We start from the raw sequence: 26711 nt of genomic DNA on the forward strand, positions 1-26711 counted from the left end.
ATCCTTAGAGCATCAATGAGCCAGGCATCTATCCCTAACAAAAACTCACGAAAATCTGCCTCTAAGGCTGCTATGCGCGCCGCCGAAGTCTTCAGGTCTGAGCTGCAAGTTGTGGAGCGAGCAGCGCAGGTATTGAAAGATTCGTCCTTGCGCTATGAAGACTTACTGCGTGAGTACAGAACGCTGGCGCAAGAGTATCACCTTCTGTTGCAGGAAGCAATCAAGATTACCAAAGTAGGTGATACTATGCAGGAAAAACTCCTCAAAGCGCAAGAGCAACTTCAAGACTTGAATGCGAAGTTGTCCGAAGCCAATCTCCAGCTCTCTAATGAAAGAGAGCGCTCAGAGCAGCTGTTGCGCAATATTTTACCCAAAGCTATTGCCGAACGAATGAAGCGCGGGGAGACGACTATTGCGGATTCTCACGACGAAGTAACAGTGTTGTTTGCGGACATTGTGGGCTTTACGCAGCTATCGTCCTCAACCTCGCCTGAATTTGTGGTAGCGATTCTCAACGATGTTTTTGCCTACTTCGATGACCTGTGCGAAAAGTATGGGCTAGAAAAAATTAAGACAATTGGCGACTCCTACATGGCGGTAAGCGGAGTGCCTGAAGCGAAGCGCGATCATGCGATTGCAGCGGCTGAAACGGCTTTGGAAATGTTGGATAGTCTCAATAAGCTGGAGTTAGCCCGAATGGGACATCTCAGTATGCGCATTGGACTTAGCACGGGAAGCGTAATTGCAGGCGTCATCGGGAAAAAGAAATTTATCTACGATCTCTGGGGCGACACGGTCAATATTGCCAGCCGAATGGAGTCACAGGGCGTAGGCGGTAAAATTCAAGTATCCGAATCTTCCTACAAGCTACTGCGGCATCGCTACATTTTTGAAGGCCCAGGCAAAATTCACGTGCGTGGTATCGGTGAAATGCTGACTTACTTTCTCATCGGGCGAAAGTAGAACACGAAGTAGAAAGTCCGTTCTGTCGTTCCCCAGAGCTGCAGGAAAAAGAAAGGGACGCCTTGTAGGGCGTCCCTTTGGCTGAATAGGCGGATGTGCTCTGTTAGTCGCAGCAGCAGCCCTGTGCTGCACAGCTGGTGGTCTCGCAGCAACCTGAATCGCAACAAGCGTCGCATATATCACACACACAAGCTGGGCAGCAGCAGTCTGTTGCCACTGCATGAGCTTCTCTTGCTTGAATCGAGGCAAATAGACCTGTAACAATAAGTGCTAGTGCAGAAACCAGCATCAAAATTCGCTTACGCATTTTGAAATCCTCCTTTGATTTATTGAGCTGAAGATTTGTCGGTTCCAATAAAGGTCTCGCCATTGTCGCTGAGGTTGGCCGCATATTTAGCAGGGTCAGCAGAAAATTTTCGATCGCAGCCATTGCAGCAAAAGCCATAGACTTTGCCGCTATATGAAACCGTCTGCGCCTTTGGGCTGACTGGTTTGCCCATCACGGGGCAGACTTTGTTGAATGGCTTCGTGACATTCTTGTCTGCTGAGCAGCCAATCAACCAGAGCGGAAGCAAGACAGAGATAAGCACTTTCATCTGAAGAATGGTTGACGTTCACAATCTGCGAAAAAAGGTGCGCGATGCACGTAGGAAGATGAGTGAAGAGAAAAGGAGACATCAAATGAGCAAGGTAGCGCACCGAAGATAAACAGGCGGGTTAGCTATCCAGTCTAAGAAGCTATGCCGTTCAGGGAAACAGACAGGTGCATCTATCGGATAAGCAAAGGCATGCGACACAGGCTTAATAGCCTGCAAATCAACGCTAAACGTAGCTGGCTGAGTGGCGTATAAGCTGAAAAAGCAATCTACCGTGAAAACACAGTCGTCACAACAAGGCCCATCATTTGACTGAACAGGGTTATGAGACGCACTGGGACTTTCGCAGCATCCACAGCTATCTTGGCAGGTATGCGACGAAAACAAACTGCAACCGACGGCAGCGACCACGCTACCGAAAAGAAGCACTCCGGCTATGACAATCACAAACAAGGGTCTGCCTGCCAAACGCATTTTCATCAAGAAATTTTCCGAATATAGACCGCGCAGCTAAATTTAGCAAGCACTATCTTTTGGCTCTTTCAGTCTCACGCTCTTTTTCACGCTCTCGCCGCTGCAAGCGCAATTCTTCATAGATGTTGATGAGTTCGTTGTATATGCCAATGCTGATAATAGTTGGTGCCCATAGACCAATAAAGATGCCCATCGCTTCGTGATTCGGACTGGTGCCAAACAGGAACATATAGACGGATAAAAGAATGGAAAGTCCAGCGGCGGCAAAGTAGTAAATTGGTTTCATAGTGGTTTTCTCGTTCCCGCAGAGGGCGCAGTATTACGATGTGTTGTTCTCATTACGGAAAAAGCGAGGCAATTTACAACTTGAAACGGTCTCTCAAAACCAGTGCTGTAAGCGATGATTCTGGGAAAAAAAATTGTGGTGGTGCTGCCTGCTTACAATGCAGCGCGCACATTGGAGCGCACCTATCAAGAAATTCCACACGAGGTAGTCGATGAAGTGATTTTGGTTGATGACGCAAGCCAAGATGATACGGTGGGTGTGGCACGGCGTTTAGGAATTCGGCATATCATTCAGCACGAGCGCAACAAAGGCTACGGCGGCAATCAAAAGACTTGCTATGACCGTGCCCTATCACTGGGTGCAGATGTAGTGATTATGCTTCACCCTGACTACCAATACACGCCGAAGCTTATTGTGCCCATGTCTTACATCATTGCAAGTGGACTATACCCAGTGGTATTTGGGTCGCGCATTTTAGGAAAAGGGGCGCTGGTGGGAGGGATGCCGCGCTACAAGTATGTAGCGAACCGCATTCTGACCTTCACACAAAACCTACTAATGAATCAAAAGCTCTCCGAATACCATACAGGCTACCGCGCATTTTCCAGAGAAGTGCTGTTGGCTGTGAACTATCACGCCAATTCAGATGATTTTGTCTTTGATAACCAGATGGCAGCACAAATTTTGTTTGCAGGTTTTCAAATTGCAGAAGTAACCTGTCCAACTAAATACTTTCCTGAGGCGTCGTCTATTAATTTCGTGCGCAGTATCAAGTATGGTTTAGGAGTATTGTGGGTATCGTGCCAGTATGCGCTTCAACGTGCAGGGGTAGCACGGTTTAAGCTGTTTGAACCTCCCTCATCGGATTAAAAATGTCGTAGCATGTGGTGTGAACTAAGGAAGGCAAGAAGCCTACTTGAGAGATTAGCGCAACACTTGCACGGTTTCAGCCATTTTGAATTGCCGAATAGCGTTTTGCAGTTGCTCCGCTTGGTTGATAAGGTCTTGCGAGAGCTGAGTAATCTCCTCTGATGCGGTCTTGTTCTTCAAAGCGGTCTCTGAGAGAGTTTCAATTGCTTTGAGCACTTTCTGTCCAGTCGCACGCTGCAACTCTGTTTGCTCCATCACTTGTGAAGTGCGAATCGTCATATCGGTGGTCTTCATCGTAACTTGCTGACCGCTGCGCATTTGTGCGTCAATCAACCCTGATAGGCGGCTCATAATGCCGCTCGAGCGCGAGTAGAATTGCGTGATGCGGTCTAAGGTCTTTTCTGCATCTTTCACAATCGCCATACTATCTAATGCAGCTTGGTTGGTCTCGACCACCGTATCGACGACCTTTAACATATTCTGACGAATTGTAAGAACCATTTCTTGAATTTGCTGAGCTGTAGCAGAGGACTGTTCTGCCAAGTTCCGAATTTCAGACGCCACAACACGAAAACCTTTACCAGCTTCGCCTGCGATAGCAGACTCAATAGAGGCATTGACCGCTAAGAGGTTGGTTTGCTTTGCAGTGCGCGCGGCAATATCAGTGGTAGCTGTAATTTCTCGTGTGTTGCGCTCTAAGACTTGAATTTGGGTGATGAGGTTCTCAAGCCGTTCTGAGATGCCTAAAATCGCTTGGCTAATTTGCTCAATGCCAAAGCGCCCGCCTTGCACTTCATTGATGACCTGACTGAAGACTTGATTCGCATCTTGAATGTTACGGGCTGCTTCTTGCACTGTGCTGATAAGGTCTTCAATAGCAGTGCGTGTTTCCCTGACATTGATAGTCAGACCTTGCACATCTTCGGTTACCGCATTAAGCGAAAGGCTCATTCGCCCAATGTTTTGCGACACGTCTTTGACGATGAGACTCTGATTTTCTGCCCCTTTTGCAATGCTGGTTGCGGTATTGCTAATGTCCAAGGCGACCTGATTGAGTTTCATCGTAAGGTCAACAATTTCCCGCACAGTGTCTTTGACACTATCGACCAGCGTATTGAAGTATTCAGCAAGCTGACCTAATTCATCAGGCTTGTCGTAGACGAGGCGTTCAGAAAGATCACCTTGTGCGACTCGGGCAGCCGTGCTGGTAAGTTTCTGCATCGGCTCCGCGAGGTTCTTGCGAAGGGTAATAAAGAGAAGCCCAATAAGCACGCCGCCGCTTAGCAGAACTGACAATGCGAGCGCCAGTGTATCATTCAGAGAGCTTTGTGCAAATGCTTCAACGGGTACAAGAATTGAGACAGCGCCACGTAAGTCCCCAACTTTATAGCCATATCCTGTCTCATAGTTTTTCTGCACGAATTCTGGTGCAACTTCTTTTTCACCATGGCAAGTAAGGCACTGCCTTTTGACGATAATAGGCTGCGTGTAGCGGATAAAGTTTCGGCCGTTAATTTGAGCTTCGCTCCAAATTGCAATTTCCTTTCGCAACTCTGCTTCAGGCAAATTGCGGGAACGATTTTCTATGATGCTTTTCTGCAGGGTAGCTAAAAGACTTTCTTCTTCGTTGCTAGCAGGCTTGTTTCGCACATTGCGAAAGTTTTGCGTGATTTGCCGCACTTCGTAGCTTTTCAGCGTGTCTTTCAAGTCTTTAGCGACTCCGAAAGGAGCGGACTCAGACTTGCGTGCAAGGCTCGGGTTATAGTGAATCATCATCAGTAACTCACGCGTGGAATCGCTCAAGACAGCGCGGGATTTAACAAACATGTCGGCGTTATACGCCCACATCTCTTGAAGTGTCTCTGCAACTGAGACGATTCTTTGTTCAAATTCGAGCTTCGCTCGACTGGAGTAGCGGTTGTAAGCAATAGAGCCAATCACAACGAGCGTGACGGCTGTTGTGACAGAGAGCAATGTAATAAGTCGCCGGTCAAGACGGTTTTTAGGTCCCTCCATATTACGCAGTTTGGGCAAGCAGTCGGTTGCAGTCGTGCTGTGCTTGCTTAAGTGTTGACTTTGGTCAAAACAGGCATTCGCTCAAACCGGTAGCCCAGAGCTTTCATTGCTTTTACCATTGCTTCAGTTTCGCGCGTAACTTGCTGCTTGACCTCTGCAAGCGATTTGCTCGAGATACCGATTTCAACATTGAAGTAATCGAGCACCGCTTTGCTAAGTGACTCTAAGCGACTTTCTGCCTCACCTTCTACGACCAGACCTGTGATGCTCTTCTCATCGGGGGTAATAGCATAGCGGAAGCTGAAGTCAATAAAGTTAAGGATGTTTGGATTCTGGACACTGCGCACATCAGTTGAGCGGTAGCGCTCAATGAAGTCTCGCACCACAATATCGGGGCGGATTTTGTTGGCGTCTTGTAAAATTTCGGCAAAAGCTTTGGTGTATTCAATGCGCAGAGTGCTGTTGCGGAATGGCACATCTGCCTTCATGGCGTCCATTCGCTTTTGCCAGAGGTCAATCGTGTCAATGAACTTCTTAAAACGCTGGTTTTCCAGCTTCATTCGTGCAACTTCATCTTTCTCTGTCAGCTCTTTCTTGTCAGGGGTCTCCAAGCGCGTTCTAAGCTGCTTCATATCCGATTTGAAGCGGCGCTCCATAAACTTTTCAGCATATGCAGCGTCTTTCTTGCGCAGTGTAAGCAGAAAATCAACGCCGTCGTTCTCGACAAGTGGGAGTGGCACCTTGATGTAGCGGCATGCCTCATCAAGCCGATTGACATCAATGTAGAAATTGGCTAGAGCAATTTGGTATGGGTAATAGTTGATGTCTGAGGCAAATGCCATCAGCCAGTAAAATTCCTTGCGTGTAGGGTTCGTCTCCTTCTGTGCGCGCTCTTTCCAGTAGAGGCTCTTTTGTGATTTGTCTTCTGGGGCAGGAACTTTCAGTTTTTTGAACAATCCAGCTTTGATGTAGGCTGGCCCGCCGATGCCTTCGCGCTCAATAAGTTTATCGATTGCGTTCTTGATGTCTTGGCGCATCTTTTCTTGACCGGGCAGTGGTTGCTGGTCGAGAGCATTGTAGAAGTGCATCACCGCGCTGAGCTTGTGCTCGACTTGTTCGTCGCCCTTAGTCACTCTGGCTTTCTCAAGGTGGTCGTAGGCTACACGGTAGTTGCACTCAAAGAGGATTTCATCTTGGCGACGCACAATAGCATCGGAGCGCTTGCCGACACCTTGTTTGAAGCGGATATTAAGTGCAAGTGCAACAGATAATGCTTTGAAGTAATCTTTGTTGCGGTAGTGCTGCTCGACCTCAAACATCTTAGCTTCTTCATCAATACCTTGCTCGAGTTCCTCGTCGATTTCCAGCACGATTCTGTCGCCGTCAATACGGAACATCTCATCTGCGTTGGTATTGAAGACAGCAGCAGCAGTTTTCTCGTCTTCTAAGATGTCGCCCAACACGCTTTCAAGGTCTAAGCCGAGCACATTATCGGCGCCAGCATCGCTGTCGTCTTCAAGAAGGGAAGCAGGTTGTTGGGTGGAAGTAGCGGTAGCGGGCTGGCCGGGCGCAGTGGATTTTGCAGAAATGGTCGTTGCGGCAGGCTTCTCTTCGCGCTTCGGCTTTTCTTTAACGACCTCATCTAAGATACCAAGATACTCCTTGAGCTTGACGTCGCTAATTTTGGTGTTGCGCACATAGTCAAGGAGCTTTTTCTGCTCCTCGTAAAGTGTTCGAAGAAAATCGTTCTGACTGTCAGCTTGGAGAGCTTGTTCCAACTCTACCACATTTGTTAGTAGCTTTTCAATCAATTGCGCTCGGAGCGCTGCGCTTTCTCGTGTTGTCATTGTTGTAATGCAAAATTTTGAGTTCGGACCAGTTGCACGCTATCACTGAAACTGCATAAGCTCTTTGGTGCGGAGCAATTTTTCTGTGTCAATTAGAATTACATCATTGCTGCGTCCCTCTTCGCCGGGTCGGGTAAAAAGCCCACGAGAGAACGGTGCGATGTGGGTGAGCTCACCGTCAGCAGCATTGATTTTAACTAAGTCTCTTTCAGAGACTCGGAGCACGTCTAGCACTGAGTCAACAATAAAACCAACTGAATATAGCTCACCACGTACGATAATCATCTTTTCGGCGGCGCGCTCACGGCGTGTTTTTTGGCGACGCGGGCTGAGGCCCAAAATCTTATACATATCGACGACAGAAGTAATTTCACCGCGCACATTACAGATGCCTAAAATGTAGTCAGGAACACCAGGGACGGATGTGATACGAGGCACTTCGAGGATACCTTCAATATCAATGACGCGAAAGGCAACTTCTCTGTCGCCCATCAGCACTGCGATATACTGCTCTTTCTCCTCTTCGCCTTCTTGATATCGAGCTTTATCGGCTTCCAGCTCGCTAAGCCATTTTGCCGCATCGCTATCAATCGTGCTCAAGTCCTCAAGGCGAATTTCGCCACCTGGGCCTTTGCTTGCCTGCAACTCTGACATAGACACGCTTGCTCATCATTTCTTTGACGCATTAGGACGGCGCGAGTGCTTTATTGACAGCAGCGACCAGGTCGTCTTCATTGAACGGCTTGACCAGATAGGCCATTGCCCCTTGCTTCATTCCCCAAAACTTGTCACTATCTTGATTTTTGGAGGTAATCATAATAACGGGAATCTTGGCAGTCTCAGGCATTTTCTTCAGATTGCGGCATACCTGAAACCCGTCTTTTTTGGGCATCACCACATCGAGCACAATAATATCTGGCTTGAGTTGAATAGCCTTTGCCTCGCCCTCTTCACCATCACTTGCCTCAATGATAGAGTAGCCCAGTGCGGTCATAACCTTTGCGATAATGGTGCGCTCTACGGCACTGTCATCAATGATAAGGACTTTCGGCATACCAAATAGTGGTTTTAATTGGCTGCAACAGGTTCTGTCTTTTTCAGGAAGCGTTCTACGACTTGCAGCAGCTCGCCATCTTTGAACGGCTTAGTAAGATAGTCATTTGCACCTGCATGCAAGCCTAAGTTCTTATCAATTTCAGCATCTTTGGCAGAAAGCATCACAATAGGAGCATCTTTGATTTTCTCATACTCGGCATCGGTGCGAATCGTTTTGCAGATTTTCAGCCCTGTAGTGTCAGGCAGCATGACATCCAGCAAGATAAGATCAGGCTGATGTTGCAGGGCTAGCTCAAGTGCGGTCTTACCATTTTCAGCAGTAATCAAGCTGTAGCCTGTCTCTGAGAGTGCCATCTGAATGGTTTTCAGAATCACTTTGCTGTCGTCAACAGCCAGAATCTTCTTGCGTGTATCTTTTTGCGGTTCGACGATTTCAACCCACTTGCCATCAAGCAACACGACCAGACACTTTAGAACGGTTACTTCTTCCATTCGGAGCTTGAGAGCCAGTGTCTTAATATCGGTCTTGCCGTCAATTGCCAAGAAGACTTTCCATTCCGCCAGCTTGAGTGAGATTTCATTTTTCTCCTCTTCACCGCGCTTCGTAATGCGGGGGACAGCATCGAGATTAGGAATGCGTTGGCGCACCAATTCCAGCTCATCGACTTTCACGGAAGCCGAAAGCATAATGCTTTGAATATCAACGCCGTGGCTTAGCCCTTGAACAGTCAGCGGAGCATCGGGGTCGAAGGCCACCTTTGCACTTTTCTCTTGCAGCAACTCTGTAATAACCCGTTCAATCTGAATGCGAATAGCTTTGACGAGCTTTGGCGCATCGACTTTCTTCATAGCCAGAAGAATTTGCTCAATGCGCTTGTCACGGTGCTGCTTTTGAAGTGCAATTGCTTGGTCTAAGTCGGCGCGTGAAATCATATTCTCCTCTAAGAGAATAGCGCCTAAGTCTTCACGACCTGTATCAACGGCAATCACAAGCCCGTTGCGGAAGAAGACTTTCTTCTGAACACTGCCATCGTCAAGTGTAACAATCATTGCGCCAGTTTTCTTCATCTGGCGAATGAGTTGTAGCATCTCTGTAATCGTCCAGCCCTTGATATTTCCGACAAATGACATACTGGCCCAAGTTTTCGTGAGGTGCGTTCAGTGATTAGTCAGTTTGATGCGTTTGATGCGTGCTGCGCTCAGGCACAATATATACTTGGTACTGCAAAATATCAAAGGCATACAATGCAGGTGCAGCGTAAAACAGTGTAGGTGTCGTGTTGGAGGTATGCTTGCAATGCTTAATGTAGCATACAATGCTCTGAGCATATTCGAACAGCGTTGAAGGCTTTGCTGTGCAGCTTGTCAGGGTCAAAGTCGCTGGTAAAATTGGTGGCGACACTCTATAACCAGCGAGTGACGGCTGACACCAATTTGAAACCAGCTTACGAGTTTCGGTGAAGTTTTGCGAAAGGGTTAGTTGCGAAAGGTAACGGTGGAAACCTGCACTTTTGAGTCTTTTGCGGTTTTGGGGTTAGGTGAAAGGATATTACGAAAGGTAAAGTTGAGGAGGCAGGATTCGAACCTGCGGTAGCCTGATCCAGAGTCAGGTGCCTTACCACTTGGCTACTCCTCAATCGCTCAAGCAGCTTAGAGTCGCAGAGCAATCCGCACTGCTTAGCTCTTCACCTAATCTACTCTCTCGAGAATACTGGAAAAACCTTATGTGCACCCGTGAGGACTCGAACCTCAGACCTTCTGATCCGTAGTCAGATGCTCTAATCCAACTGAGCTACGGGTGCAAAACCAAAAGGACTTAAAGATATAGCATTCGACCAGTTTTTCAAAATACGCTAATTGCAAGTCAAGTTTCCAGCTAACAAAATCAGAACCGCACCCTGCTTAGAATCGCCAGCGAACAAACGCTTCAATCGCTTCGTATTCAGGAAGACCCAGTTTGTCATAAAGTCTTGCCGTGTTACGGTTACGATCTTCAGCACGCTGCCAAAACTCACGACTGTCAGCACCAGGAAAGCGAGCGCTGTCTTTCTGCGACTGATGCTTGAAAATTGCGCGGCGCTTACGCAACAGTTCATCAGGACTGAGCGGCACTGCCATCTCAATTTCCGATAAATCCCACTCTTGCCATGCACCACGATACAGCCACACATAACAATCTTTCATCCACTCGTGATGCTTGATGCGCTCAATCGCACGAAATAGCGCGTCCAAGCAAACGCGATGCGTGCCGTGTGGGTCAGAAAGGTCACCTGCAGCATAGATTTGATGTGGCTTAACGCGCTCCATCACGTCAATCATGATTCTAATATCTTCTTCACTGAGTGGCTTTTTCTTGACACGACCAGTTTGGTAGAATGGTAAGTCCAAAAAGTAGATACGATCTTCTGGAATGCCACAATACCGACAAGCTGCTTTGGCTTCGCCACGCCGAATCAAAGTCTTGATTTTTTGAACGGCTTCGGAGTCTATATCGGTCGGCGCTTTCTTGCGAAGAGAGTCAGAGACTTCCTGATAGATTCTTTGCGCAGCCTCGCTGCCTTGCAAACCGAAAAGCTCGTTGAAGTCACGCACGAAATCAGCAAAGCGAATGGCATCTTCATCAAACACGGCGATGTTACCAGAGGTTTGGTAAGCAACATGCACCTCGTGTCCCTGCTCAACCAAGCGAATGAGTGTGCCGCCCATTGAGATAACATCATCATCGGGATGCGGACTGAAAATAAGCACGCGCTTCGGGAAAGGTTTGGCACGCTCAGGGCGGTGACTATCGTCTGCGTTAGGTTTTCCGCCCGGCCAACCAGTAATCGTGTGCTGCATTTGATTGAACACATCTATGTTAATCGTGTAAGCAGGGCCGCGTTCAGTCAGCAAGTCGCCCATTCCATGCTCACGGTAGTCTTCATCGGTAAGTTTAAGAATAGGCTTCTCCAACGTTTGCGATAGCCACACAACGGCAGCACGTGTGAGCTTGTCTGTCCAGTTGACTTCACCGAGTAGCCAAGGGGTTTTAATGCGTGTCAGTTCCGCAGCAGAGGCAGTGTCAAGCACAATCGTTGCATTCGGGTGCTCTTGCAAAAATGAAGCAGTTACACTTTCCGTGACAGGACCCTCGACCGCTTTTCGAACAATGCTGGCTTTGCCCTCACCCCATGCCATGAGGATAATGCGCTTTGCTTGCAAAATAGTGCCTACGCCCATCGTAATTGCCTTGCGCGGCACATTTTCTTCGCCGAAAAAGTCGCTGGCAGCATCAAGACGCGTGATACGGTCGAGCGTAACAAGACGCGTGCGGGAGTCTTTTTTAGAGCCCGGCTCATTGAAACCAATGTGTCCTGTGCGACCGATGCCCAGAATCTGGAGGTCAATACCACCCGCAGCTTGGATTTTGCCCTCATACATCGCGCAGTAGTCTGCCACTTTCTCGCGCGGCACCGTGCCATCAGGAATGTGAATGTTCTCGGGCAAAATGTCAATGTGGTCAAAAAGGTGTTCGTGCATAAAACGCACATAGCTCTGCAGCGAATCGGGCTGCATAGGGTAGTATTCATCAAGATTGAATGTGATGACATTTTTGAAGGACAGGCCCTCTTCACGGTGCAAGCGCACCAATTCTTCATAGACGGTAACGGGGGTTGAGCCTGTTGCTAATCCGAGCACTGTAGGTTTGCCTGAGGCGGCTTTCTGGCGAATAAGATCAGCAATTTCATTTGCAACTGCACGAGAAGCCGATTTCGAGTCGGGATAAATGACTGTAAAGATCTTTTCAAGGCGACGCATCTCAGGACTGGCATAGAGTGGCTCTGCCACGGTCGCATCAGAGAACTGCAGCATCATATCACTAAGTAAGCGGTTGGTTAAAGAGAGAAGTTTTGCTCTAAAACTCTACAACAGTAGTGCGAAATTTAAGGGAATTATGATTTTTCAAACAAAGTGTTATTTTCGCCGCCAAACATAAGGAGAAAGGTGAGCAGGCAGTTAGCTTATCACTCCATAGTAATCAAGTTGTGTAGTCTGATGTCATCTTCTCAGAAGCAAAGCCTCAGGCGTGGGACAACGGGGTTCCCCTTTAAGCACCTTTTCTTCCAATTAATCTATGCAACTCAAAAAACGAGGAGACAGCAATATGATGCAGTTCAGTTGGCTTTGGCGAAGTTGCAACTTCGCACAACCCCGACGCACATTTCTCCCCAGTCTGTTGCTTCTAATGCTCTGGCTCTTGCCCTCACTGGCTTTGGCACAGCAGCTTCGATACACCATTAGCGGAAAAGTGCTCGAAAGCGGCACTCGCCAACCTGTGGCAGGCGCAACGGTGCGTATTGAGAACACCGTGCTGGGCACACCGACCGACCGAGACGGTAACTTTACACTCACTGCCTCGCTGCAGCCCGGTACTTACACCCTTAGCGTAAGTTATATTGGCTTCAAACGCCGACTGGTTCGCCTGACGCTCGGCGACAACAATCAGGTTAAGCTCGAAGACATCTTGCTAGAAGAAGATGCGGCACGTGCTGAAGAAGTGGTAGTAACAGGCACTTCCACGCTCACCAGCAAAAAAGAGCTCGGCAATGCCATTTCAACCGTAACAGCACGAGAAATTCAGAACGGCGCTGCGCAGCAAATCGACCAAGCATTGCAGGGGAAAATTCCAGGGGCGATGATTAATCAAAATTCAGGTAACCCGGGCGGCAGCATTTCTATTCAGCTACGCGGCGCCAACACCATTCTGGGTAATACGGAACCGCTCTACATTATTGATGGAGTCATCGTCAACAACGACCGTAACGTGCTGCTCAACTTGGGCGGCTATGTGCAGAACCGCTTGGTAGACTTGAATCCAAACGATATCGAGCGCATTGAGGTGGTCAAAGGGGCCGCAGCGGCTGCAATTTATGGCTCGCGTGCCAACAATGGCGTCATTCAAATTTTCACCAAACGCGGCTCAGCGGGCGAACCAAAAATTGAATACAGCACACGCTTCAATTTTGACCAAGTGCGCAAGCGCTTGCCGATTAATGACTATCCATTCCTAGACCCAGTTGGCACTCCGAATCCGCGCCCAACGCAGCGCTTTGACTACCAAGATTTCTTCTTTCAGAACGCATACGGCACGGAGCAGTATCTCTCTGTCTCAGGCGGTTCGGGTAACACAAACTACTTTCTTTCAGGCTCTTATCTGGGCAACCAAGGTATCATCAAGGGCACAGCGATTCAACGCACCAGTGTGCGCGGTAACTTCGACCAGGTCCTGACCAGTTGGGCACGCGTCTCACTGAACCTCAATTACAACTATACCGAAACACAAGACAAGGCTAACAATGCGACTTCTGGCAACGATGGGGTGCTGGTAGGTTTTGTCTTTGGCAACACGGCAATAGACCCGCGCCCGAATGCACTGGGCGAGTATCCCAGCACCCGAAGTGCAACAGGCATTGCACTAGCAAATCCGCTTGAAGTCATTGACCGCTTCCGCTACACACAAGCGACCAATCGTTTTGTAGGCAGTGCGCGACTGGATATTGCGCCTTTCGACGGCTTTAGTGCCGATGCCACATTTGGCTATGACACTTACACCCAAAATGGCACGATTTCCATTCCGCCCGGAAATACTTCATTTGACTTCCGCAACGGCTTCCAGCGTTTCGCCACACAGAGCGTGCGTCAAGTCAACATTGACATCAATGCCCGCTACTTCCGTGAGCTGACTGAGTGGCTGAAATCCACAACGCTGGTCGGCGGCACTATGCAATACGATGAGACGGACATCTTAGGCTCACAAACCATCAACACCACACCGAATGTTGAAATCGTCGGTGGCGGCGTAACCACCGTCGCAAGCGAGACCCGTGATGTAGCGCGCACAATTTATGGCGCATTCATCCAGCAAACCTTTGGTGTAGCTGACCGATTTTTTCTCACAGGAGCAATTCGGATGGATGCCTCATCGGTCTTCGGAAAAGATGAACGCTTCCAATTTTTCCCGAAGGTCAGTGCGTCATATGTGCTGTCTGAAGAACCGTTCTGGAAAGAATCAGAGATTGCAAAGACGATAAACAATGTCAAACTGCGTGCTGCACTGGGCTTTTCAGGCGGTCTGACAGTCATCGGTGCATTCGATCGCTTCACGAACTACTCACCGACCACCTACGACGGCAAAGCAGCGATTTTGCCCAGCGCGCTGCTTGGCTCACCAACTATCCGACCAGAACGCCAGCGCGAAGTAGAAGTAGGTATTGATGCAACATTCCTCAACGACCGTATTGGCATTGAGCTAACATATTACGACAAACTGCTGACCGACCTACTCATTCGCCGCAACATTGCTGCATCGACGGGGTTTAGTCAGCAGCTCGACAATGTGGGCACAGTCTCCAATCGTGGGCTGGAAGTGCTACTGCGCACAACACCTGTGCAAACCAGTGATTTGCGCTGGGACGCAACGATTAATTTCTTCTTCAATCGCAATGAAGTCATTGATACCAAAGGTGGCATCATTGCGCTGGGTGTTTATGGCTTCTCTTCAGCCATTAATGGTTACCCGCTGGGAGTATTCTACGCCAGTGCCTACAAGCGCGATGCCAACGGTAATATTCAGTTTAGTCCCGATGGCGTGCCGCTTCGGCAGCTCAATCCTGATGGCACGGTGCAGAACAAGGTTATTGGCGACCCTAACCCAGACTGGCAGGCAACGGTCATCAATGAGCTGTCGTGGCGAGAGTTTTCGTTTCGTGTGCAGATTGATATTCTGCAAGGGCGACAAGTGCTGAATTTTACCAATCGCAATGGCGAGCAGAACCAAGTGCTGGCTGGCTACCGTGATGTGCTGGAAGGCAAAAAACCAGCAGGCTACTACACCAATCCACGCTTTGCAGTTGAGCCAGAGAATCCCGGTGTGTTCCGCATCATTGAACACTGGGTGGAAGATGGCTCATATGTCAAGATTCGTGAAGCTTCGCTGTTTTACAACTTTACCAATTTCTTCGGCATCAGAAGTGGGCAAATCGGCTTAATCGGGCGCAACCTGTTCTCGTTTGACCGCTACAACGGCTACGACCCTGAGCTGAATGCCTTTGCTCGGCAAGGGGTGCCAACAGGCGCCGATGATACGGAAACGCCGATTCCGCGCAGTCTCTCTATTGCGCTTCGCATCAACTTCTAACCAGATGAACGGAGGAATTCGAGTATGACACACTTCACTTCAAAGCGAGCACTTTCCCTTTCTGCGACGCTTCTCAGCATTGTGCTCTCTACATGCCTCTTTTTTAGCTGCACGCTTGACCCCGTCAATCCAAACGCCGTAACCGAAGACAAAGCGCTAACAACGCGTGATGGCATTTTCAACACGGCGGTCGGCTTGCAGCGCTTCTTTGCGGTTGATTTGATGTCAGCCATCATTCGCACGCCCGGCACCACCAGCCGTGAGCTGGCTATTACACGCACCTTCATTAACCTCACTGACCTTGAAGCGGGCGGACAGGGTCTATCGAACGAAAACACCGACATTTTGGTGCTCTTTCAGAACCTTTGTCGCGCAATTGAAATCAGCAATCAGCTTATTGCGGCCACGCCCAGCGTAACTGCTATTCCTGACAGCACACGCAATGGTATTCTGGCAATTGCACATTTGCATAAGGCGATGGCACTAAGCTACTTCATTCAGTATTTCGAGCAAGCACCGATTAACACAGATCGCCGAGAGCGGGCGGTGTATGCGCCACGCGCGCAAGTGTTAGCCGAAGCCTTACGCTCGCTTGACCAAGCTGAGCAACTTTTTGCCAGAGGTAACACAGCTCAACTGCGTGCAAATGTGCTAAGCTCTGGGTTGGATATGGTAAATACCATTCGCGCCTTTCGAGCACGCTGCCACTTGATGGCAGGGAACTATCAAGCAGCAATTGATGCAGCAAATAGTGTCGACCTGACAGCACGCTCGCAGTTTGTCTATGATGCCGTCAGTCCTCAGAACATTATGTGGCTCAACATTCTGACAGTAGGCGCAGGTGCAAACACAGCGGCAACCTCATATGCCTGCCGCGACAGTCTCGGCCTACCACCGCAGTTCTTTGAAGTAGCGGATAGCACTCGACGCAATTTCTTCTTAGGCTCGGTGCTCCGAACGCCAGCAGTGGGGGCCGCTGCACCACAATTTCACCATCGCAATCACTTGGGCTTTGGAGCACTGAACAATTCACCCATTCCAATCTATCGGCCTATTGAGATGATTCTCATTCGTGCCGAAGCAAATGTGCGGCTGGGGCGACTGGCAGACGCCGTAGCAGACATCAATCGCGTGCGGCAGAAGACAGGGCTAAACATTGCCTTCAATATCGGTGCAAATCCAAACCCTTACACAGGACCGCAAACCGAGCGCGCCTTGCTGGATGAAATTTACAAGCAACGCTGCATAGAGCTATATCTGTCTGGCTTACGAATGGAAGATGCGCGCCGCTTGGGCATCCCGGGTCCGCAGCCCGGACAGCCAATTCCCTCAACCACGCGCACACGAAACTTTTATCCTTATCCACGACGCGAGCGCGATAACAATCCAAACACACCGCCTGACCCAGTAATTTGAAATCGGAACATCGGTGGGATTTGAGCAGAGACCGCGCTCTTGCCAACTTAGGCAAGAGCGCTTTTTGTTGAAACGCATGCCGCCCAAGCAGAAAATTTTTCAGGAAACCGAACACCGTATTATTTTCCTTCGCCTTAAAAACAGTAGCGCAATATGGCCTGGTATAAGCGAGCAAAACCAGCAATTCTCACTGAGCAGAAGCGCGATACGCCCGAAGGACTCTGGACAAAGTGCGACAACTGCGGGGCGATTATCCACCGCAAGCAGTTGGAAGACCATGTCTACACCTGCCCTGAGTGCGGCTATCACTTTCGCATTCCGCCGCAGAAGTATTTCGAGATTCTTTTTGACCGAGAAAAATTTGAGGAAATCGATGCGCACTTAAAGTCTGCTGACCCTTTAAACTTCGTGGACACGAAGCGCTACATTGACCGCATTGAGACAACTATCAAGAAAACAAAGGTGATGGATGCCTGTCGCACGGCGATTGGCACAATCGGTAGTCGAACCTGCGTGGTATCTGCAATGGATTTTGGCTTTATTGGTGGCTCAATGGGATCGGTGGTCGGCGAGAAAATTTCACGTGCGATTGACAAGAGCATTGAACTGAATGCACCACTCATTATTATCTCCCAGTCAGGTGGTGCAAGAATGATGGAAGCGGCACTCTCTCTGATGCAGATGGCGAAAACGGCTGCAAAGCTAACACGCCTCCATGAGCGCCGAATCCCGTACATTTCCTTGATGACGGACCCTACGACAGGCGGCGTAACCGCTTCATTTGCGATGCTAGGCGACTTTAACCTTGCTGAACCCGGCGCACTAATTGGCTTTGCTGGACCGAGAGTCATCAAAGAGACCATCCGTCGTGAGCTACCTGAGGGCTTCCAGAGCGCTGAATCCGTTAAAGAGCACGGCTTCATTGATTTCATCGTGCCAAGAAAAGAACTCAAGCAAAAGATTGAACAATTGCTGAGCCTTGTTTGCGACTGATGAGCATTCAACCGCACCGCAAAGTGAAGCCACTGTAAAAACAGTTCTCATTACACGCCCCAAAGCACAAGCAGCTGAACTGGTAGAGGCACTCAGTCGGCTGGGTTGGCGCTGCGAGCTTTTCCCGACAATCGAGATCCGTCCGCTCGGGGCATGGCTTGCCATGCCGCCTTCTCTGGGCGACTACGACAGCATCATTTTCACGAGCGCAAATGCTGTGGAGCACTTTCTTGGACCACTGCAGCAAATCAAATCAAACGAGCAGAGAGCGTTGCAGTATGCGGCAATTTATGCCATTGGCGAAAAGACCAAAGCGGCACTGGAAAAGTTTGGCATAACGACTGCCGTTGTGCCCCAGCAGTCAAGTGCGGAGGGACTTTGTGCGTTACTGAGGCAAGGGGGTGTTACAGGCAAAAAGTTTCTGTTTGTGCGCGGTCGGTCAGCGCGCCGGCTTATACCAGCGTGTATTGCTGAAATGGGCGGTATATGCGAGGAATGTGAAGTGTATGAAACGGTGAAGCCTGAAACAGGGGACTGCGACCGCATTCGCACGCTGATAGCCGACGGAAAAATCAATGTGGTGGCTTTTGCCAGTCCCTCCGCTGCACGGCACTTTTTCGAACTGTGTGGCACGGTTGCACCATCCACTAAGCTGGCCGCTATTGGCGAAACGACGGCTCAAGAAGTGCGGCGACTGTTCGGACGCATTGAGATTATGCCAGATACCCCAAGCAGTGAAGGTTTGGCACAAGCAATCGCCAGTGCCTTCAGAGACTGGCAGTGAGAGGGTTTCAACTTGCTACATAACGAGGCCTGCTCCAGGGTAGGCATTACTGCTCGAGCTTCTTAAGCAAAAGATACAGATGTGGATGGGGCTGCTCGAGCGTGTGTGCAGAAACCAGCTCGCCAGCGCGCTGAGCGGCAATCGCCCCTGCTTCCACTGCTCGCTTCACTGCTGGCAATTCACCAGAAACGACAATTGCAACATAGCCGCCGCCAATCAGCTCCTTGCTGACTAAATCTACGCTGCCAGCATGCAACATTGCGTTAGCCGCTTCCAGAGCGCCAACAAACCCTTTGGTCTCTACGATGCCTAGTGCCATCATACCCGAGAAAAGTTTTTTCGGAATTTGATGTCAAAGCTACAAATAAAAAACATCGCTGCTGCTTGTTCAGATGAGGGAAGCGGTAGATTCGCAGTGCAACCTTTGAGATGAAGCGTCAGGCAAAATTTTGTAACTTGCTGAAAAGGAGCGTTCAAAACACAATGAAGAAATTTGGCTTTACGACGCGCGCTATTCACTATGGGCAAGAGCCTGATGCAGCGACTGGTGCAGTAGTGCCGATGCTGTCTATGGCAACAACCTATAAGCAAGATGGCATCAATCAGCCGCGAGGGGGCTTCGAGTATTCACGAGCGCAAAATCCAACCCGCGCGCAGCTCGAGAAAGTGCTGGCAGGGTTAGAGAATGCGACATACAGCAACGCATTTGCTTCAGGTTTAGCGGCGCTAGCAGGCTTGATGAGCCTCTTTGTGCCAGGCGACCATATTATCGCTGGTGACGACCTCTACGGCGGCACAGTGCGCTACTTCAATCAAGTCCTCGCAAAATACGGGCTGACGTTTTCATATGTGGACACCACAAACTTGGATGCCATAGAGCAGGCGATTACACCAAAGACCAAGCTGATTTACTTGGAGTCACCAACGAATCCAATGCTTCGTCTCTCCGACCTGGCGGCGGTGGCAGAAATCGCAAAGCGCTATGGGCTGCTAATGGCGGTGGATAACACGTTCGCAAGTCCGTATTTGCAAAATCCACTGGATTTCGGAGCCGATGTGGTGCTGCATAGTTCAACCAAGTATCTTGGTGGACACTCCGATATTGTGGGTGGCGCATTAATGACCAATCATCCGCAGCTCTACGAACACTTCTGCTTTCAGCAAAAAGCAGTTGGCGCAGTGCCTTCACCATTCGATTGCTGGCTGTTGATGCGCTCGGTCAAAACCCTTTCGCTACGGGTGCGAGAACAGTGCCAAAATGCGCAGGCAGTGGCGGAGTTTCTGTCGGAACAAGTGGGGATTGAGAAAGTGTATTACCCCGGCCTACCCTCTCATCCGCAGTATGAATTAGCCAAGCGCCAAATGCCAAGAGGATTCGGTGGTATCGTGTCGGTAGATTTAGGTTCTCGTCGCCGTGTAGAGACCTTCATCAAACACTTAGAAATCTTCACCTTTGCAGAAAGTTTGGGCTGTGTGGAGAGCTTGGTGTGCTACCCATGGGAGATGACGCATGCAGCGGTGCCCGTAGAGCGCCGCTTGCAACTCGGACTCACCGAAGGCTTAATTCGGCTCTCGGTAGGCATTGAGGATAAAGAGGATTTAATTGCTGACTTGCAGACCGCACTGGCAAAGACCTTGCCTGAAACACAGTTAGCACGCTAACAGAGTTTGGAGAGCAATACGATTGTGGCGACCTAATGTGCTGCGTCCACAGCAGCAGAGGCTAGCACACCGTATTGCGCAATGAATGACAACTCAATCAAAGAAGAAACGATGAACCCTGAACAACCGCAGCAACCGATTCAAATCAATATTGAGGTTGATGAAAAGACTGCAGAAGGCATTTATTCAAACTTTGTGTTAATCAATCACTCACCTGCAGAATTTGTAATAGACTTCACGCGGCTGTTGCCCGGCATTGCGAAAGCGAGGGTGAGTGCCAGAATTATTATGACGCCGCAGCATGCAAAGTCGCTACTCTTTGCGCTGCAAGATAATATCCAGAAGTATGAAAGCGTCTTTGGGCCGATTAAAATGCTGGGTGAAGAACCGTCACAGACCCAGATGGGCTTTCGCATTGACGGAAAAAACAAGCCATCGTGAAAGAAAGGAGTGCAAGAGCAAAATTACCAGCCGCTTTCAAGGTGCAGGGGCTATGGTAAGCGTCCTCCAATAGAGGCGTAGTGTATGCTATCTTGAATTGCGTTACTTCGCTGCTTTCTGCAGCAGAGGGAAAGGCACGCTGCGGAGTCGAGCAAAGGTCGGGCTGTAGAGCAAGATGCCTTAGAGAGGTCTTTCGTATATTGCCTCCGCATAGCAGCAAAATGATGAGCATGTAGATGAGACGCGTGGTTGTTGATGGATATAACTTGGCGCACAAGTTGGGCAAAAAGCTCTCGCGGCAGACCTTATCCAGTGTTCGCAGCGAGCTTGAGCAAGCATTGCAGCGCTATGCGATGCGCTATAACGCCAAAGTAACGCTAGTCTACGATGGGCGTGGTGTGATAGGGCGCTCGGAATCGTTGGGCATGCTGGAAGTGGTTTTTACGCCTTCTGGAGAAAGCGCAGATAAGCACATCAAAGCGCTGATTGACCAAGCGCCCTCGAAGGCAAGTCTGACTGTAGTGAGTTCAGACTGCAGCATTCGGCACTATGCAAAGGTGTCAGGAGTCGCAAGTGAGTCGGCTGAGACATTTCTGGAAGCGTTACGGCATGTGGTCTTGCCGCCAGAAGAAAAGACAGTCCCAGAAGCCAAACCAGATGACTTAGATGCGAAGCCGAGCCAGCTGACTGATGAAGAAGTAGAGGAATGGAAAAAACTGTTTGGCGCATCAGTGCCGAAGAGTAAGTAGCACTGCACGGTGTTGAAAAATCGACCTGAAGGTAAAGTTGCTTTTTTGCTATGAAAAATTCTCAAGCTATTCTCTTCAGCCTTGATGTGCTCACCAAGCAGCGAACCGAATGTGAAGAAACGCGTGAGCTGTATATGGAAATTTCGGCGGCACAATTTCCTCATCTGCATAAACATCTGGCACTTTATGACATTCAAAAGATTGCGGAATCATCGCTCATCGTGTTCAATGCATGCGTAGAGCAAACGATGATGCGCGACTTACGAGCGCCGAATCTGGCGGTGATTGTGGGGCGAGCTATTGCACAGGCCCTGCATCGTGAAGCCACAATTGAAGAGATTACAGAGGTGATGATGGTGGCGCGACGAATGATGAACTTTTCACTCTCACGGCGCTTTGCTGCCTGTCTGATTGCTTTGCAGAAAAGCGGGTATATGCTGGGGATTGTTGCAAATAGCCCTCTTTCGGCTTTTATTTTGGCTGATGCATTTGAAGATATGGGGATTGTGCGCCGATTCGAGACCATCATTACCTCCAGCGATGCGGGATACTTTAAGCCCAGTCCCAAGATTTTCCAGCTGGCAATCGAGTCTATGCGGTGCGCTGAGGAAAATGTAATTGTAGTCGGCTCCAACTTGGAGCGAGACCTTTTGCCTGTAGAGCAGATGGCTGTCAAGAAAGTGTATATCAACAACTACCGAAAACGGCAGCGCTTGCCCAAAGGATTTTATCGCCTCTCTGCCTTAGAAGAACTCCCCTCGCTGGATATGAAGAAACTCTCGCGAGGCGATTAGCGCTCCAACAGCTACGACCATGCGCATCTTTTGGAGAATCGTCTCAAAACTTCTTTTCCTGCTCTTTATGCTGGGTGTGGTGGCACTGGCATTTGCATATATGTATCTCTTCAAATCGTCGCTCAACTCCGTGCACTACGATCAACCCAAGCTGGTTAAAATTCATCGTGGGATGACTTTTTCGCAAATCGTGTCGGAACTGCAGAAAGAGGGCGTTATCAAGCATGCGCTTCCTTTGCAAATTGTGGCACGCTTTATGCCAGAGCTAACCAACATCAAGCCTGGGCGATACTATATTCCAAGCGGAATGACCAGCGTCGAGCTGCTGCGTTTTATGTATTCACGCAAGCAGGATGAGGTGCGCATTCGCATTCCAGAAGTCTCGCGCGGTGCACAGGTGGCGCAAATTATCGGGCAAAATCTGGATATTGATTCAGCAACCTTTATGCGTGCCTTTACCAGCAAAGAACTGCTCCGAGAACTGGGCGTCGATGCACCGAACTTTGAAGGCTACTTTCTTGCTAATACTTACAACCTGCCCTGGTCTTCGACAGCCGAAGATGTAATTCGCTTCTTTGTGAAAGAATTGCGCAAAGTGTTTAACGATAGCTTGCGAGAAGTGGCGCGTAAAAGGGGGCTAACAGAAGTAGAAGTCCTAACGCTTGCGTCTATCGTGGAAGCAGAAACGAGCTTACCATCGGAGCGCCCACTGGTGGCAAGCGTCTATCTCAATCGCTTGGAGAGAGGTATGCTGCTGCAAGCAGACCCAACTTTCATCTATGCAGCTATGCTCGAGAACGACTACGATGGCAACCCTAACAATCCCAAACACCGCAAGCGCGACTCGCCCTACAACACATATCTCTATCGCGGACTGCCGCCCGGCCCAATTGGCAACCCAACCAAAGAATCTATTTTGGCGGTGCTTAACCCTGCTAAGACACCCTATCTTTTTTTTGTCGCAACTGGATACGGCGGACACCGATTTGCTGAGACCGCTGAAGAACACGCAGCCAATGCCGCACGCTACTATGCACGCCGCAAAGAGCTGCGCGATAGCCTCAGAGCCTTGCAGCATGCATTAGACAACTAAAAAACCGACTACTATGGCACGCTCGCTCTACAAGGATGACTGCATTTTTTGCAAAATCGCAGCAGAAAAAATCCCGTCGAAAAAAGTGATAAGCACGGACAAAGTTGTTGCCTTTCACGACATTAATCCTGTTGCACCCGTGCATATTCTGATTGTCCCGAAAATTCATATTGAGACGCTGAACGACCTAACTGCTGACGATGCAGAACTGGTCGGGAGCCTATTTATCGCTGCAAAAGACATTGCCAAGTCGCTAGAAATTGCGGAGAGCGGATATCGAACCGTTGTGAACTGCAACCGTGAGGGTGGACAGACGGTCTTTCATTTGCATGTGCATCTTATTGCAGGTAAGCCAATGGGCTGGCCGCCGTTCCCGATGTGATGTAATGAAAGGTGGAATTGCTATTTTGCAGGCACAAAAAATGCCGTATCTTCTATGGCAACGGAGAACTTGCGCATTGCACAGCTAAGAAAGTTTTTGGAAAAAGACCCGAACGATTCATTTTCACGCTATGCGCTAGCGTTGGAACTTCTGAATGCGAACCAGTTGCAAGAGGCGCAGAGCGAGTTTGAAACCTTGCTCCAAAACGACCCAAACTACACGGCAACCTACTACCATTTGGGAAAACTTTACGAAAAACAAGGTCATCCTGAAAAAGCCAAGGCACTCTACGAAAAGGGAATTCTCCTAACGCAGCAGCAAGGAGATGCACACGCTAACAAGGAACTGCGTGAAGCGCTCTTTATGCTGACAGGGGGCGATGACGATTGAGGCGCATAAACTAAACCCAAAAGGAGCAACTCTATGAAACGCATTTTCTCTTTTGCCTTAGGGATGTTCTTTCTTTTTGCGCTTCAAGTCGGACAAAGCCAAGCGCAGGAGCGGCAGCTTACGGTAACAACCTCGCCTGCTAAAGAAGGAGAACCTTTTGAAATTCGTATCGGCCCGCCACAAGACCTCTCCATTAGCCGTGCAGTCGCACGCATTCGCATCTATGGTACATCGGACTATCGTGTCGTGGAGGCTCAGCCTGAGGGGAATGTGTTTGTAGTGCGCATTCCAGGCGACGAAGTCGAGCCACCTGCGATTGAGTTTTATGTGGTGGCACAAATGGTCGATGGCTCAAGACTAACCTACCCTGCCATTTCGCCAGAAACCACACCCGCCAGTGTAACCGTCACTCCAAAGCCTGAAGACCCGAGATTGATTCTCATCTCGCCAGAGCGAAATGCAGTAGTTTCGGAAGATGAGCTAATCATCTCGTTTTCATTTTATCGGATAAGTGACCAAGTGGACCGCAGCAAAATTCAGCTGTTCTACGATGGCGTAGATGTGACGCAGCGCGCCGTGATTTCAGAGAACATGATTACGTATGTGCCCGACCGCCCACGTCCGGGACGAAGCAGAGCAGCGGTGGTGGTACGGAATGCCGAGGGCGTGGTCATTGCGACAAACACCGTGGTCTTTACGGTGCTAAGCCGCACGGAGGTGGGCGTGCCACAGCTTAGCGAGGCAGAGAAAAGAAAAGTGCGCTTTACTTCGCAGAATGCCGCAGAACTGCGCAGCGAGCGCATTAACGATTCTACGATTAACTATGCCCGTCTCAACCTGAGCTTTGATGCAACGCTGAATTTTGTCGAAGTAGGGGCGCAAGTCTATGTCACAAATGAAAACCAAGCATTTCGCCAGCCTGCCAATCGCTTCTTAGGGCGACTAAGCATTCCATTTTTGGAAGTAAAGGCAGGTGATGTCTTCCCTGAATACACTTACTACCTCAGCAATGGGGTGCGGGTGCGCGGAGTAGAAGTAACAGCGACGCCAGGTCCTATACGTGCCACAGTGCTGGTCGGCAATGCAGCCGAAGCCGTTGAGGCACAGTTCATCGGTGGGCGCGTAACGATTCCTGTTACACCTTCGCCTGGGCGATTGGATTCTATTAACGCGCTGTTGCAGCGCGGCTTTGTGCGCATTGATTCCAGTGCAGCAGGCGAGACATTTCAGCAGCGCACCGCTGTAGGCGCATTTGCACGCAATATGTTTGCAGCCGTAGCAGGCTTCAACACCCCATTTGTGCGATTTAACTTGCAAGTATTACGCGGCAGCGACGACATTACAGGGCTAAACCGATTGCAGATTCTCAGTCGTGGCGTGGCGCCGCAGCAAAATGTGGCAATTGGTGGCAGTATGAAGGTTATTCCTGTGGCAGGTCTTGCAGAGATTTTTGCTGATTTTGGCTTCTCGCTCACAAATCGCGACATCACGGACGGCAGCTTGTCGCCAAGAGAGCTGGATCAATTGACGGGTAATGTGGGGCTTGCTAATCGGCTGCAGCTCATTCCGATTATTGGCAGTTACGACAATCTGACGCGGATTATCACAATCAATAAAAACCTGACGCCGCTCCTACCGATTGACCTTTCTTCACTGGCTTTCCGAGCAGGCGGAGAGCTGACCATTCGGGAGATTGGCAACACGCTACGTGCGGAGTATCTGCGGCAGGGGGCGCAGTTTAATTCATTCGGACTAGCATTCTACTTACCTGATGTGCAAGGCTTCCGCGTAAGCGACCGTTTGCGCATTTGGGACAACCGCATTTTGCTTTCTGCGGCGTTTGAATCACTCAGCGACAATCTCTTGCGCCAACGCGATCGCGTGCTGCGCACAGGGGGCACACTGGACGCAACAACTACTCGCTCGCTCTTCCGATTTGGCGGTGCATATTTCCCAACAGATGACTGGCCTAACATTCGCTTGGAGTTTCAGTTGCAGAACAACAAGAACAACATCCCAGCGACTTTTCGCGACAGTGTTGGCGCTGGAGCGACCGCCCGCCTTGAGAACATTAGCGGACTGGCGCTTCAAAACGATAACTCAACTATCACGGTCGTAGCTGACCTTCAGAAAACCTTTGTCATCAAGGAGCAGCCTCTTTTGAACAGCGTAACGGCGGGGCTGACAGCGATTGTTTCCAATCGCAGAGATAACCGCGACCTCACGCTTCGGTCAGGCGTGCTATACTCGCCAGCAGATAGCGAGCAAGTCTCGCAAGACTTCTCAAGCCGCTCAATTACGCTGTCAGGCATTTTTGCCTTTAGCATTCCGCTGCGTCTGAATGTGAATGTCACTAACCAGCTCAGTGAATTTTTTGTCTCAGATATGGTGCAAGTAGGTGGCACAATGCGAAGGGGGGCAGCGCTCCGCTCACAAGCCTTTACTTCAATCGACATATCCGCTGGCTATGGTTTTGTCAATAACACCTTGCGCCCGACGGCACGCTTGAACCTCATCTTTGGCAATTTCCCACGCGCACAGATAGGGCTGAATGTGCTTTATGATGTAACGCAATCTATTCAAGTCTCGGGTGATGTAGCTGCCTTTTTCGTGCAGGCGGCTAATGTGAATGGCGTAGCAGTTCGTCAAACAACTGACCTGATTGCGGCACTACGCGTGCAAGCGGTGTTTGGCAATTAGGCAATCAATTTGCTGAGCGATT

25 protein-coding genes and 2 tRNA genes are annotated in these 26711 nt (G+C 49.6%); 15 read left to right on the forward strand and 12 right to left on the reverse strand.

The annotated features are described in order from the left end of the window. The first annotated feature begins 15 nt into the window (after nt 1–15). Entirely contained in the window at nt 16–963 is a 948-nt protein-coding gene (locus NZM05_03670; GenBank protein MCS7012718.1) for a hypothetical protein, read from the forward strand. A gap of 326 nt (nt 964–1289) precedes the next feature. Here the strand turns inward: NZM05_03670 and NZM05_03675 are convergent, their stop codons facing one another. Beyond that, entirely contained in the window at nt 1290–1559 is a 270-nt protein-coding gene (locus tag NZM05_03675) for a YHS domain-containing protein (GenBank protein MCS7012719.1), read from the reverse strand. A gap of 81 nt (nt 1560–1640) precedes the next feature. Beyond that, nucleotides 1641–1778: a hypothetical protein gene (locus NZM05_03680; protein ID MCS7012720.1), complete on the reverse strand. Its 138-nt coding sequence runs from the start codon at nt 1776–1778 to the stop codon at nt 1641–1643. A 153-nt stretch (nt 1779–1931) separates the two neighbouring features. Here NZM05_03680 and NZM05_03685 point away from each other — a divergent pair, with 153 nt between their 5' ends. Beyond that, nucleotides 1932–2060 (forward strand): hypothetical protein, encoded by a 129-nt coding sequence (locus NZM05_03685; GenBank protein ID MCS7012721.1) that lies wholly within the window; start codon nt 1932–1934, stop codon nt 2058–2060. Nucleotides 2061–2085: 25 nt separating this feature from the next. Here the strand turns inward: NZM05_03685 and NZM05_03690 are convergent, their stop codons facing one another. Further along, a complete protein-coding gene (locus tag NZM05_03690; GenBank protein MCS7012722.1) occupies nt 2086–2319 on the reverse strand; it encodes a hypothetical protein in 234 nt (77 codons plus the stop codon). A 114-nt stretch (nt 2320–2433) separates the two neighbouring features. Here NZM05_03690 and NZM05_03695 point away from each other — a divergent pair, with 114 nt between their 5' ends. Beyond that, nucleotides 2434–3189, forward strand: coding sequence for a glycosyltransferase family 2 protein (locus NZM05_03695; GenBank protein MCS7012723.1), 756 nt, complete (start codon nt 2434–2436; stop codon nt 3187–3189). A 54-nt stretch (nt 3190–3243) separates the two neighbouring features. Here the strand turns inward: NZM05_03695 and NZM05_03700 are convergent, their stop codons facing one another. The 8 genes from NZM05_03700 to nagB all read right to left on the reverse strand — a co-directional run bounded on the left by NZM05_03700 (nt 3244) and on the right by nagB (nt 11963). Beyond that, on the reverse strand, nt 3244–5205 hold the full coding sequence (locus NZM05_03700; protein ID MCS7012724.1) for a methyl-accepting chemotaxis protein: 1962 nt from the start codon (nt 5203–5205) through the stop codon (nt 3244–3246). A gap of 47 nt (nt 5206–5252) precedes the next feature. Continuing rightward, a complete protein-coding gene (locus NZM05_03705; GenBank protein ID MCS7012725.1) occupies nt 5253–7052 on the reverse strand; it encodes a hypothetical protein in 1800 nt (599 codons plus the stop codon). Between the two features lie 42 nt (nt 7053–7094). Beyond that, nucleotides 7095–7706: a chemotaxis protein CheW gene (locus tag NZM05_03710; GenBank protein MCS7012726.1), complete on the reverse strand. Its 612-nt coding sequence runs from the start codon at nt 7704–7706 to the stop codon at nt 7095–7097. 31 nt (nt 7707–7737) lie between these two features. Continuing rightward, entirely contained in the window at nt 7738–8106 is a 369-nt protein-coding gene (locus NZM05_03715) for a response regulator (GenBank protein ID MCS7012727.1), read from the reverse strand. A gap of 14 nt (nt 8107–8120) precedes the next feature. After that, a complete protein-coding gene (locus NZM05_03720) occupies nt 8121–9239 on the reverse strand; it encodes a response regulator (protein MCS7012728.1) in 1119 nt (372 codons plus the stop codon). Nucleotides 9240–9672: 433 nt separating this feature from the next. After that, nucleotides 9673–9744: transfer RNA gene (locus NZM05_03725), tRNA-Gln, on the reverse strand. Nucleotides 9745–9835: 91 nt separating this feature from the next. Next, nucleotides 9836–9910: transfer RNA gene (locus tag NZM05_03730), tRNA-Arg, on the reverse strand. 100 nt (nt 9911–10010) lie between these two features. Next, nucleotides 10011–11963: a glucosamine-6-phosphate deaminase gene (nagB, locus tag NZM05_03735; GenBank protein MCS7012729.1), complete on the reverse strand. Its 1953-nt coding sequence runs from the start codon at nt 11961–11963 to the stop codon at nt 10011–10013. Between the two features lie 259 nt (nt 11964–12222). On the opposite strand from nagB, the gene NZM05_03740 reads away from it, so the two are divergent. The 4 genes from NZM05_03740 to NZM05_03755 all read left to right on the forward strand — a co-directional run bounded on the left by NZM05_03740 (nt 12223) and on the right by NZM05_03755 (nt 18478). Beyond that, on the forward strand, nt 12223–15285 hold the full coding sequence (locus NZM05_03740; GenBank protein MCS7012730.1) for a TonB-dependent receptor: 3063 nt from the start codon (nt 12223–12225) through the stop codon (nt 15283–15285). A gap of 24 nt (nt 15286–15309) precedes the next feature. Next, on the forward strand, nt 15310–16701 hold the full coding sequence (locus tag NZM05_03745) for a RagB/SusD family nutrient uptake outer membrane protein (protein MCS7012731.1): 1392 nt from the start codon (nt 15310–15312) through the stop codon (nt 16699–16701). Between the two features lie 153 nt (nt 16702–16854). Continuing rightward, nucleotides 16855–17694, forward strand: a complete 840-nt coding sequence (gene accD / locus NZM05_03750; GenBank protein ID MCS7012732.1) for an acetyl-CoA carboxylase, carboxyltransferase subunit beta — start codon at nt 16855–16857, stop codon at nt 17692–17694. Beyond that, complete coding sequence (locus tag NZM05_03755; protein ID MCS7012733.1) at nt 17681–18478, forward strand: uroporphyrinogen-III synthase; 798 nt, start codon at nt 17681–17683, stop codon at nt 18476–18478. Before accD ends, NZM05_03755 begins: the two co-directional genes overlap by 14 nt. A gap of 46 nt (nt 18479–18524) precedes the next feature. On the opposite strand, the gene NZM05_03760 is transcribed toward NZM05_03755, so the two are convergent. After that, nucleotides 18525–18800 (reverse strand): BMC domain-containing protein, encoded by a 276-nt coding sequence (locus NZM05_03760; protein ID MCS7012734.1) that lies wholly within the window; start codon nt 18798–18800, stop codon nt 18525–18527. Nucleotides 18801–18961: 161 nt separating this feature from the next. Here NZM05_03760 and NZM05_03765 point away from each other — a divergent pair, with 161 nt between their 5' ends. The 8 genes from NZM05_03765 to NZM05_03800 all read left to right on the forward strand — a co-directional run bounded on the left by NZM05_03765 (nt 18962) and on the right by NZM05_03800 (nt 26689). Beyond that, nucleotides 18962–20140, forward strand: coding sequence for a PLP-dependent aspartate aminotransferase family protein (locus NZM05_03765; protein MCS7012735.1), 1179 nt, complete (start codon nt 18962–18964; stop codon nt 20138–20140). Between the two features lie 81 nt (nt 20141–20221). Next, nucleotides 20222–20581 carry a DUF3467 domain-containing protein gene (locus NZM05_03770; GenBank protein MCS7012736.1) on the forward strand — a complete coding sequence of 120 codons (360 nt, stop codon included), beginning with the start codon at nt 20222–20224 and terminating at the stop codon, nt 20579–20581. Between the two features lie 236 nt (nt 20582–20817). Further along, the gene (locus NZM05_03775; protein MCS7012737.1) at nt 20818–21330 is read left to right on the forward strand and encodes an NYN domain-containing protein; all 513 of its coding nucleotides are present in this window, start codon (nt 20818–20820) and stop codon (nt 21328–21330) included. A gap of 50 nt (nt 21331–21380) precedes the next feature. After that, on the forward strand, nt 21381–22124 hold the full coding sequence (locus tag NZM05_03780) for an HAD family hydrolase (GenBank protein ID MCS7012738.1): 744 nt from the start codon (nt 21381–21383) through the stop codon (nt 22122–22124). Between the two features lie 19 nt (nt 22125–22143). After that, the gene (mltG, locus tag NZM05_03785; GenBank protein ID MCS7012739.1) at nt 22144–23217 is read left to right on the forward strand and encodes an endolytic transglycosylase MltG; all 1074 of its coding nucleotides are present in this window, start codon (nt 22144–22146) and stop codon (nt 23215–23217) included. Between the two features lie 13 nt (nt 23218–23230). Next, entirely contained in the window at nt 23231–23599 is a 369-nt protein-coding gene (locus tag NZM05_03790; GenBank protein MCS7012740.1) for a histidine triad nucleotide-binding protein, read from the forward strand. 54 nt (nt 23600–23653) lie between these two features. Next, the gene (locus NZM05_03795; protein MCS7012741.1) at nt 23654–23989 is read left to right on the forward strand and encodes a tetratricopeptide repeat protein; all 336 of its coding nucleotides are present in this window, start codon (nt 23654–23656) and stop codon (nt 23987–23989) included. Nucleotides 23990–24022: 33 nt separating this feature from the next. Continuing rightward, the gene (locus NZM05_03800; GenBank protein ID MCS7012742.1) at nt 24023–26689 is read left to right on the forward strand and encodes a hypothetical protein; all 2667 of its coding nucleotides are present in this window, start codon (nt 24023–24025) and stop codon (nt 26687–26689) included. Nucleotides 26690–26711 lie beyond the last annotated feature (22 nt).

This window comes from Chloroherpetonaceae bacterium, assembly GCA_025056565.1.
GTDB lineage: Bacteria > Bacteroidota > Chlorobiia > Chlorobiales > Thermochlorobacteraceae > Thermochlorobacter.

Bases quoted from the DNA above. Each gene is read 5' to 3' on its own strand.
- NZM05_03670 (MCS7012718.1), top strand. From the start codon at position 16: ATGAGCCAGGCATCTATCCCTAACAAAAACTCACGAAAATCTGCCTCT.
- NZM05_03675 (MCS7012719.1), bottom strand. From the start codon at position 1,559: ATGAAAGTGCTTATCTCTGTCTTGCTTCCGCTCTGGTTGATTGGCTGC.
- NZM05_03685 (MCS7012721.1), top strand. From the start codon at position 1,932: ATGCGACGAAAACAAACTGCAACCGACGGCAGCGACCACGCTACCGAA.
- NZM05_03690 (MCS7012722.1), bottom strand. From the start codon at position 2,319: ATGAAACCAATTTACTACTTTGCCGCCGCTGGACTTTCCATTCTTTTA.
- NZM05_03695 (MCS7012723.1), top strand. From the start codon at position 2,434: ATGATTCTGGGAAAAAAAATTGTGGTGGTGCTGCCTGCTTACAATGCA.
- NZM05_03700 (MCS7012724.1), bottom strand. From the start codon at position 5,205: ATGGAGGGACCTAAAAACCGTCTTGACCGGCGACTTATTACATTGCTC.
- NZM05_03705 (MCS7012725.1), bottom strand. From the start codon at position 7,052: ATGACAACACGAGAAAGCGCAGCGCTCCGAGCGCAATTGATTGAAAAG.
- NZM05_03710 (MCS7012726.1), bottom strand. From the start codon at position 7,706: ATGTCAGAGTTGCAGGCAAGCAAAGGCCCAGGTGGCGAAATTCGCCTT.
- NZM05_03715 (MCS7012727.1), bottom strand. From the start codon at position 8,106: ATGCCGAAAGTCCTTATCATTGATGACAGTGCCGTAGAGCGCACCATT.
- NZM05_03720 (MCS7012728.1), bottom strand. From the start codon at position 9,239: ATGTCATTTGTCGGAAATATCAAGGGCTGGACGATTACAGAGATGCTA.
- nagB (MCS7012729.1), bottom strand. From the start codon at position 11,963: ATGATGCTGCAGTTCTCTGATGCGACCGTGGCAGAGCCACTCTATGCC.
- NZM05_03740 (MCS7012730.1), top strand. From the start codon at position 12,223: ATGCAACTCAAAAAACGAGGAGACAGCAATATGATGCAGTTCAGTTGG.
- NZM05_03745 (MCS7012731.1), top strand. From the start codon at position 15,310: ATGACACACTTCACTTCAAAGCGAGCACTTTCCCTTTCTGCGACGCTT.
- accD (MCS7012732.1), top strand. From the start codon at position 16,855: ATGGCCTGGTATAAGCGAGCAAAACCAGCAATTCTCACTGAGCAGAAG.
- NZM05_03760 (MCS7012734.1), bottom strand. From the start codon at position 18,800: ATGATGGCACTAGGCATCGTAGAGACCAAAGGGTTTGTTGGCGCTCTG.
- NZM05_03765 (MCS7012735.1), top strand. From the start codon at position 18,962: ATGAAGAAATTTGGCTTTACGACGCGCGCTATTCACTATGGGCAAGAG.
- NZM05_03770 (MCS7012736.1), top strand. From the start codon at position 20,222: ATGAATGACAACTCAATCAAAGAAGAAACGATGAACCCTGAACAACCG.
- NZM05_03775 (MCS7012737.1), top strand. From the start codon at position 20,818: ATGAGACGCGTGGTTGTTGATGGATATAACTTGGCGCACAAGTTGGGC.
- NZM05_03780 (MCS7012738.1), top strand. From the start codon at position 21,381: ATGAAAAATTCTCAAGCTATTCTCTTCAGCCTTGATGTGCTCACCAAG.
- mltG (MCS7012739.1), top strand. From the start codon at position 22,144: ATGCGCATCTTTTGGAGAATCGTCTCAAAACTTCTTTTCCTGCTCTTT.
- NZM05_03790 (MCS7012740.1), top strand. From the start codon at position 23,231: ATGGCACGCTCGCTCTACAAGGATGACTGCATTTTTTGCAAAATCGCA.
- NZM05_03795 (MCS7012741.1), top strand. From the start codon at position 23,654: ATGGCAACGGAGAACTTGCGCATTGCACAGCTAAGAAAGTTTTTGGAA.
- NZM05_03800 (MCS7012742.1), top strand. From the start codon at position 24,023: ATGAAACGCATTTTCTCTTTTGCCTTAGGGATGTTCTTTCTTTTTGCG.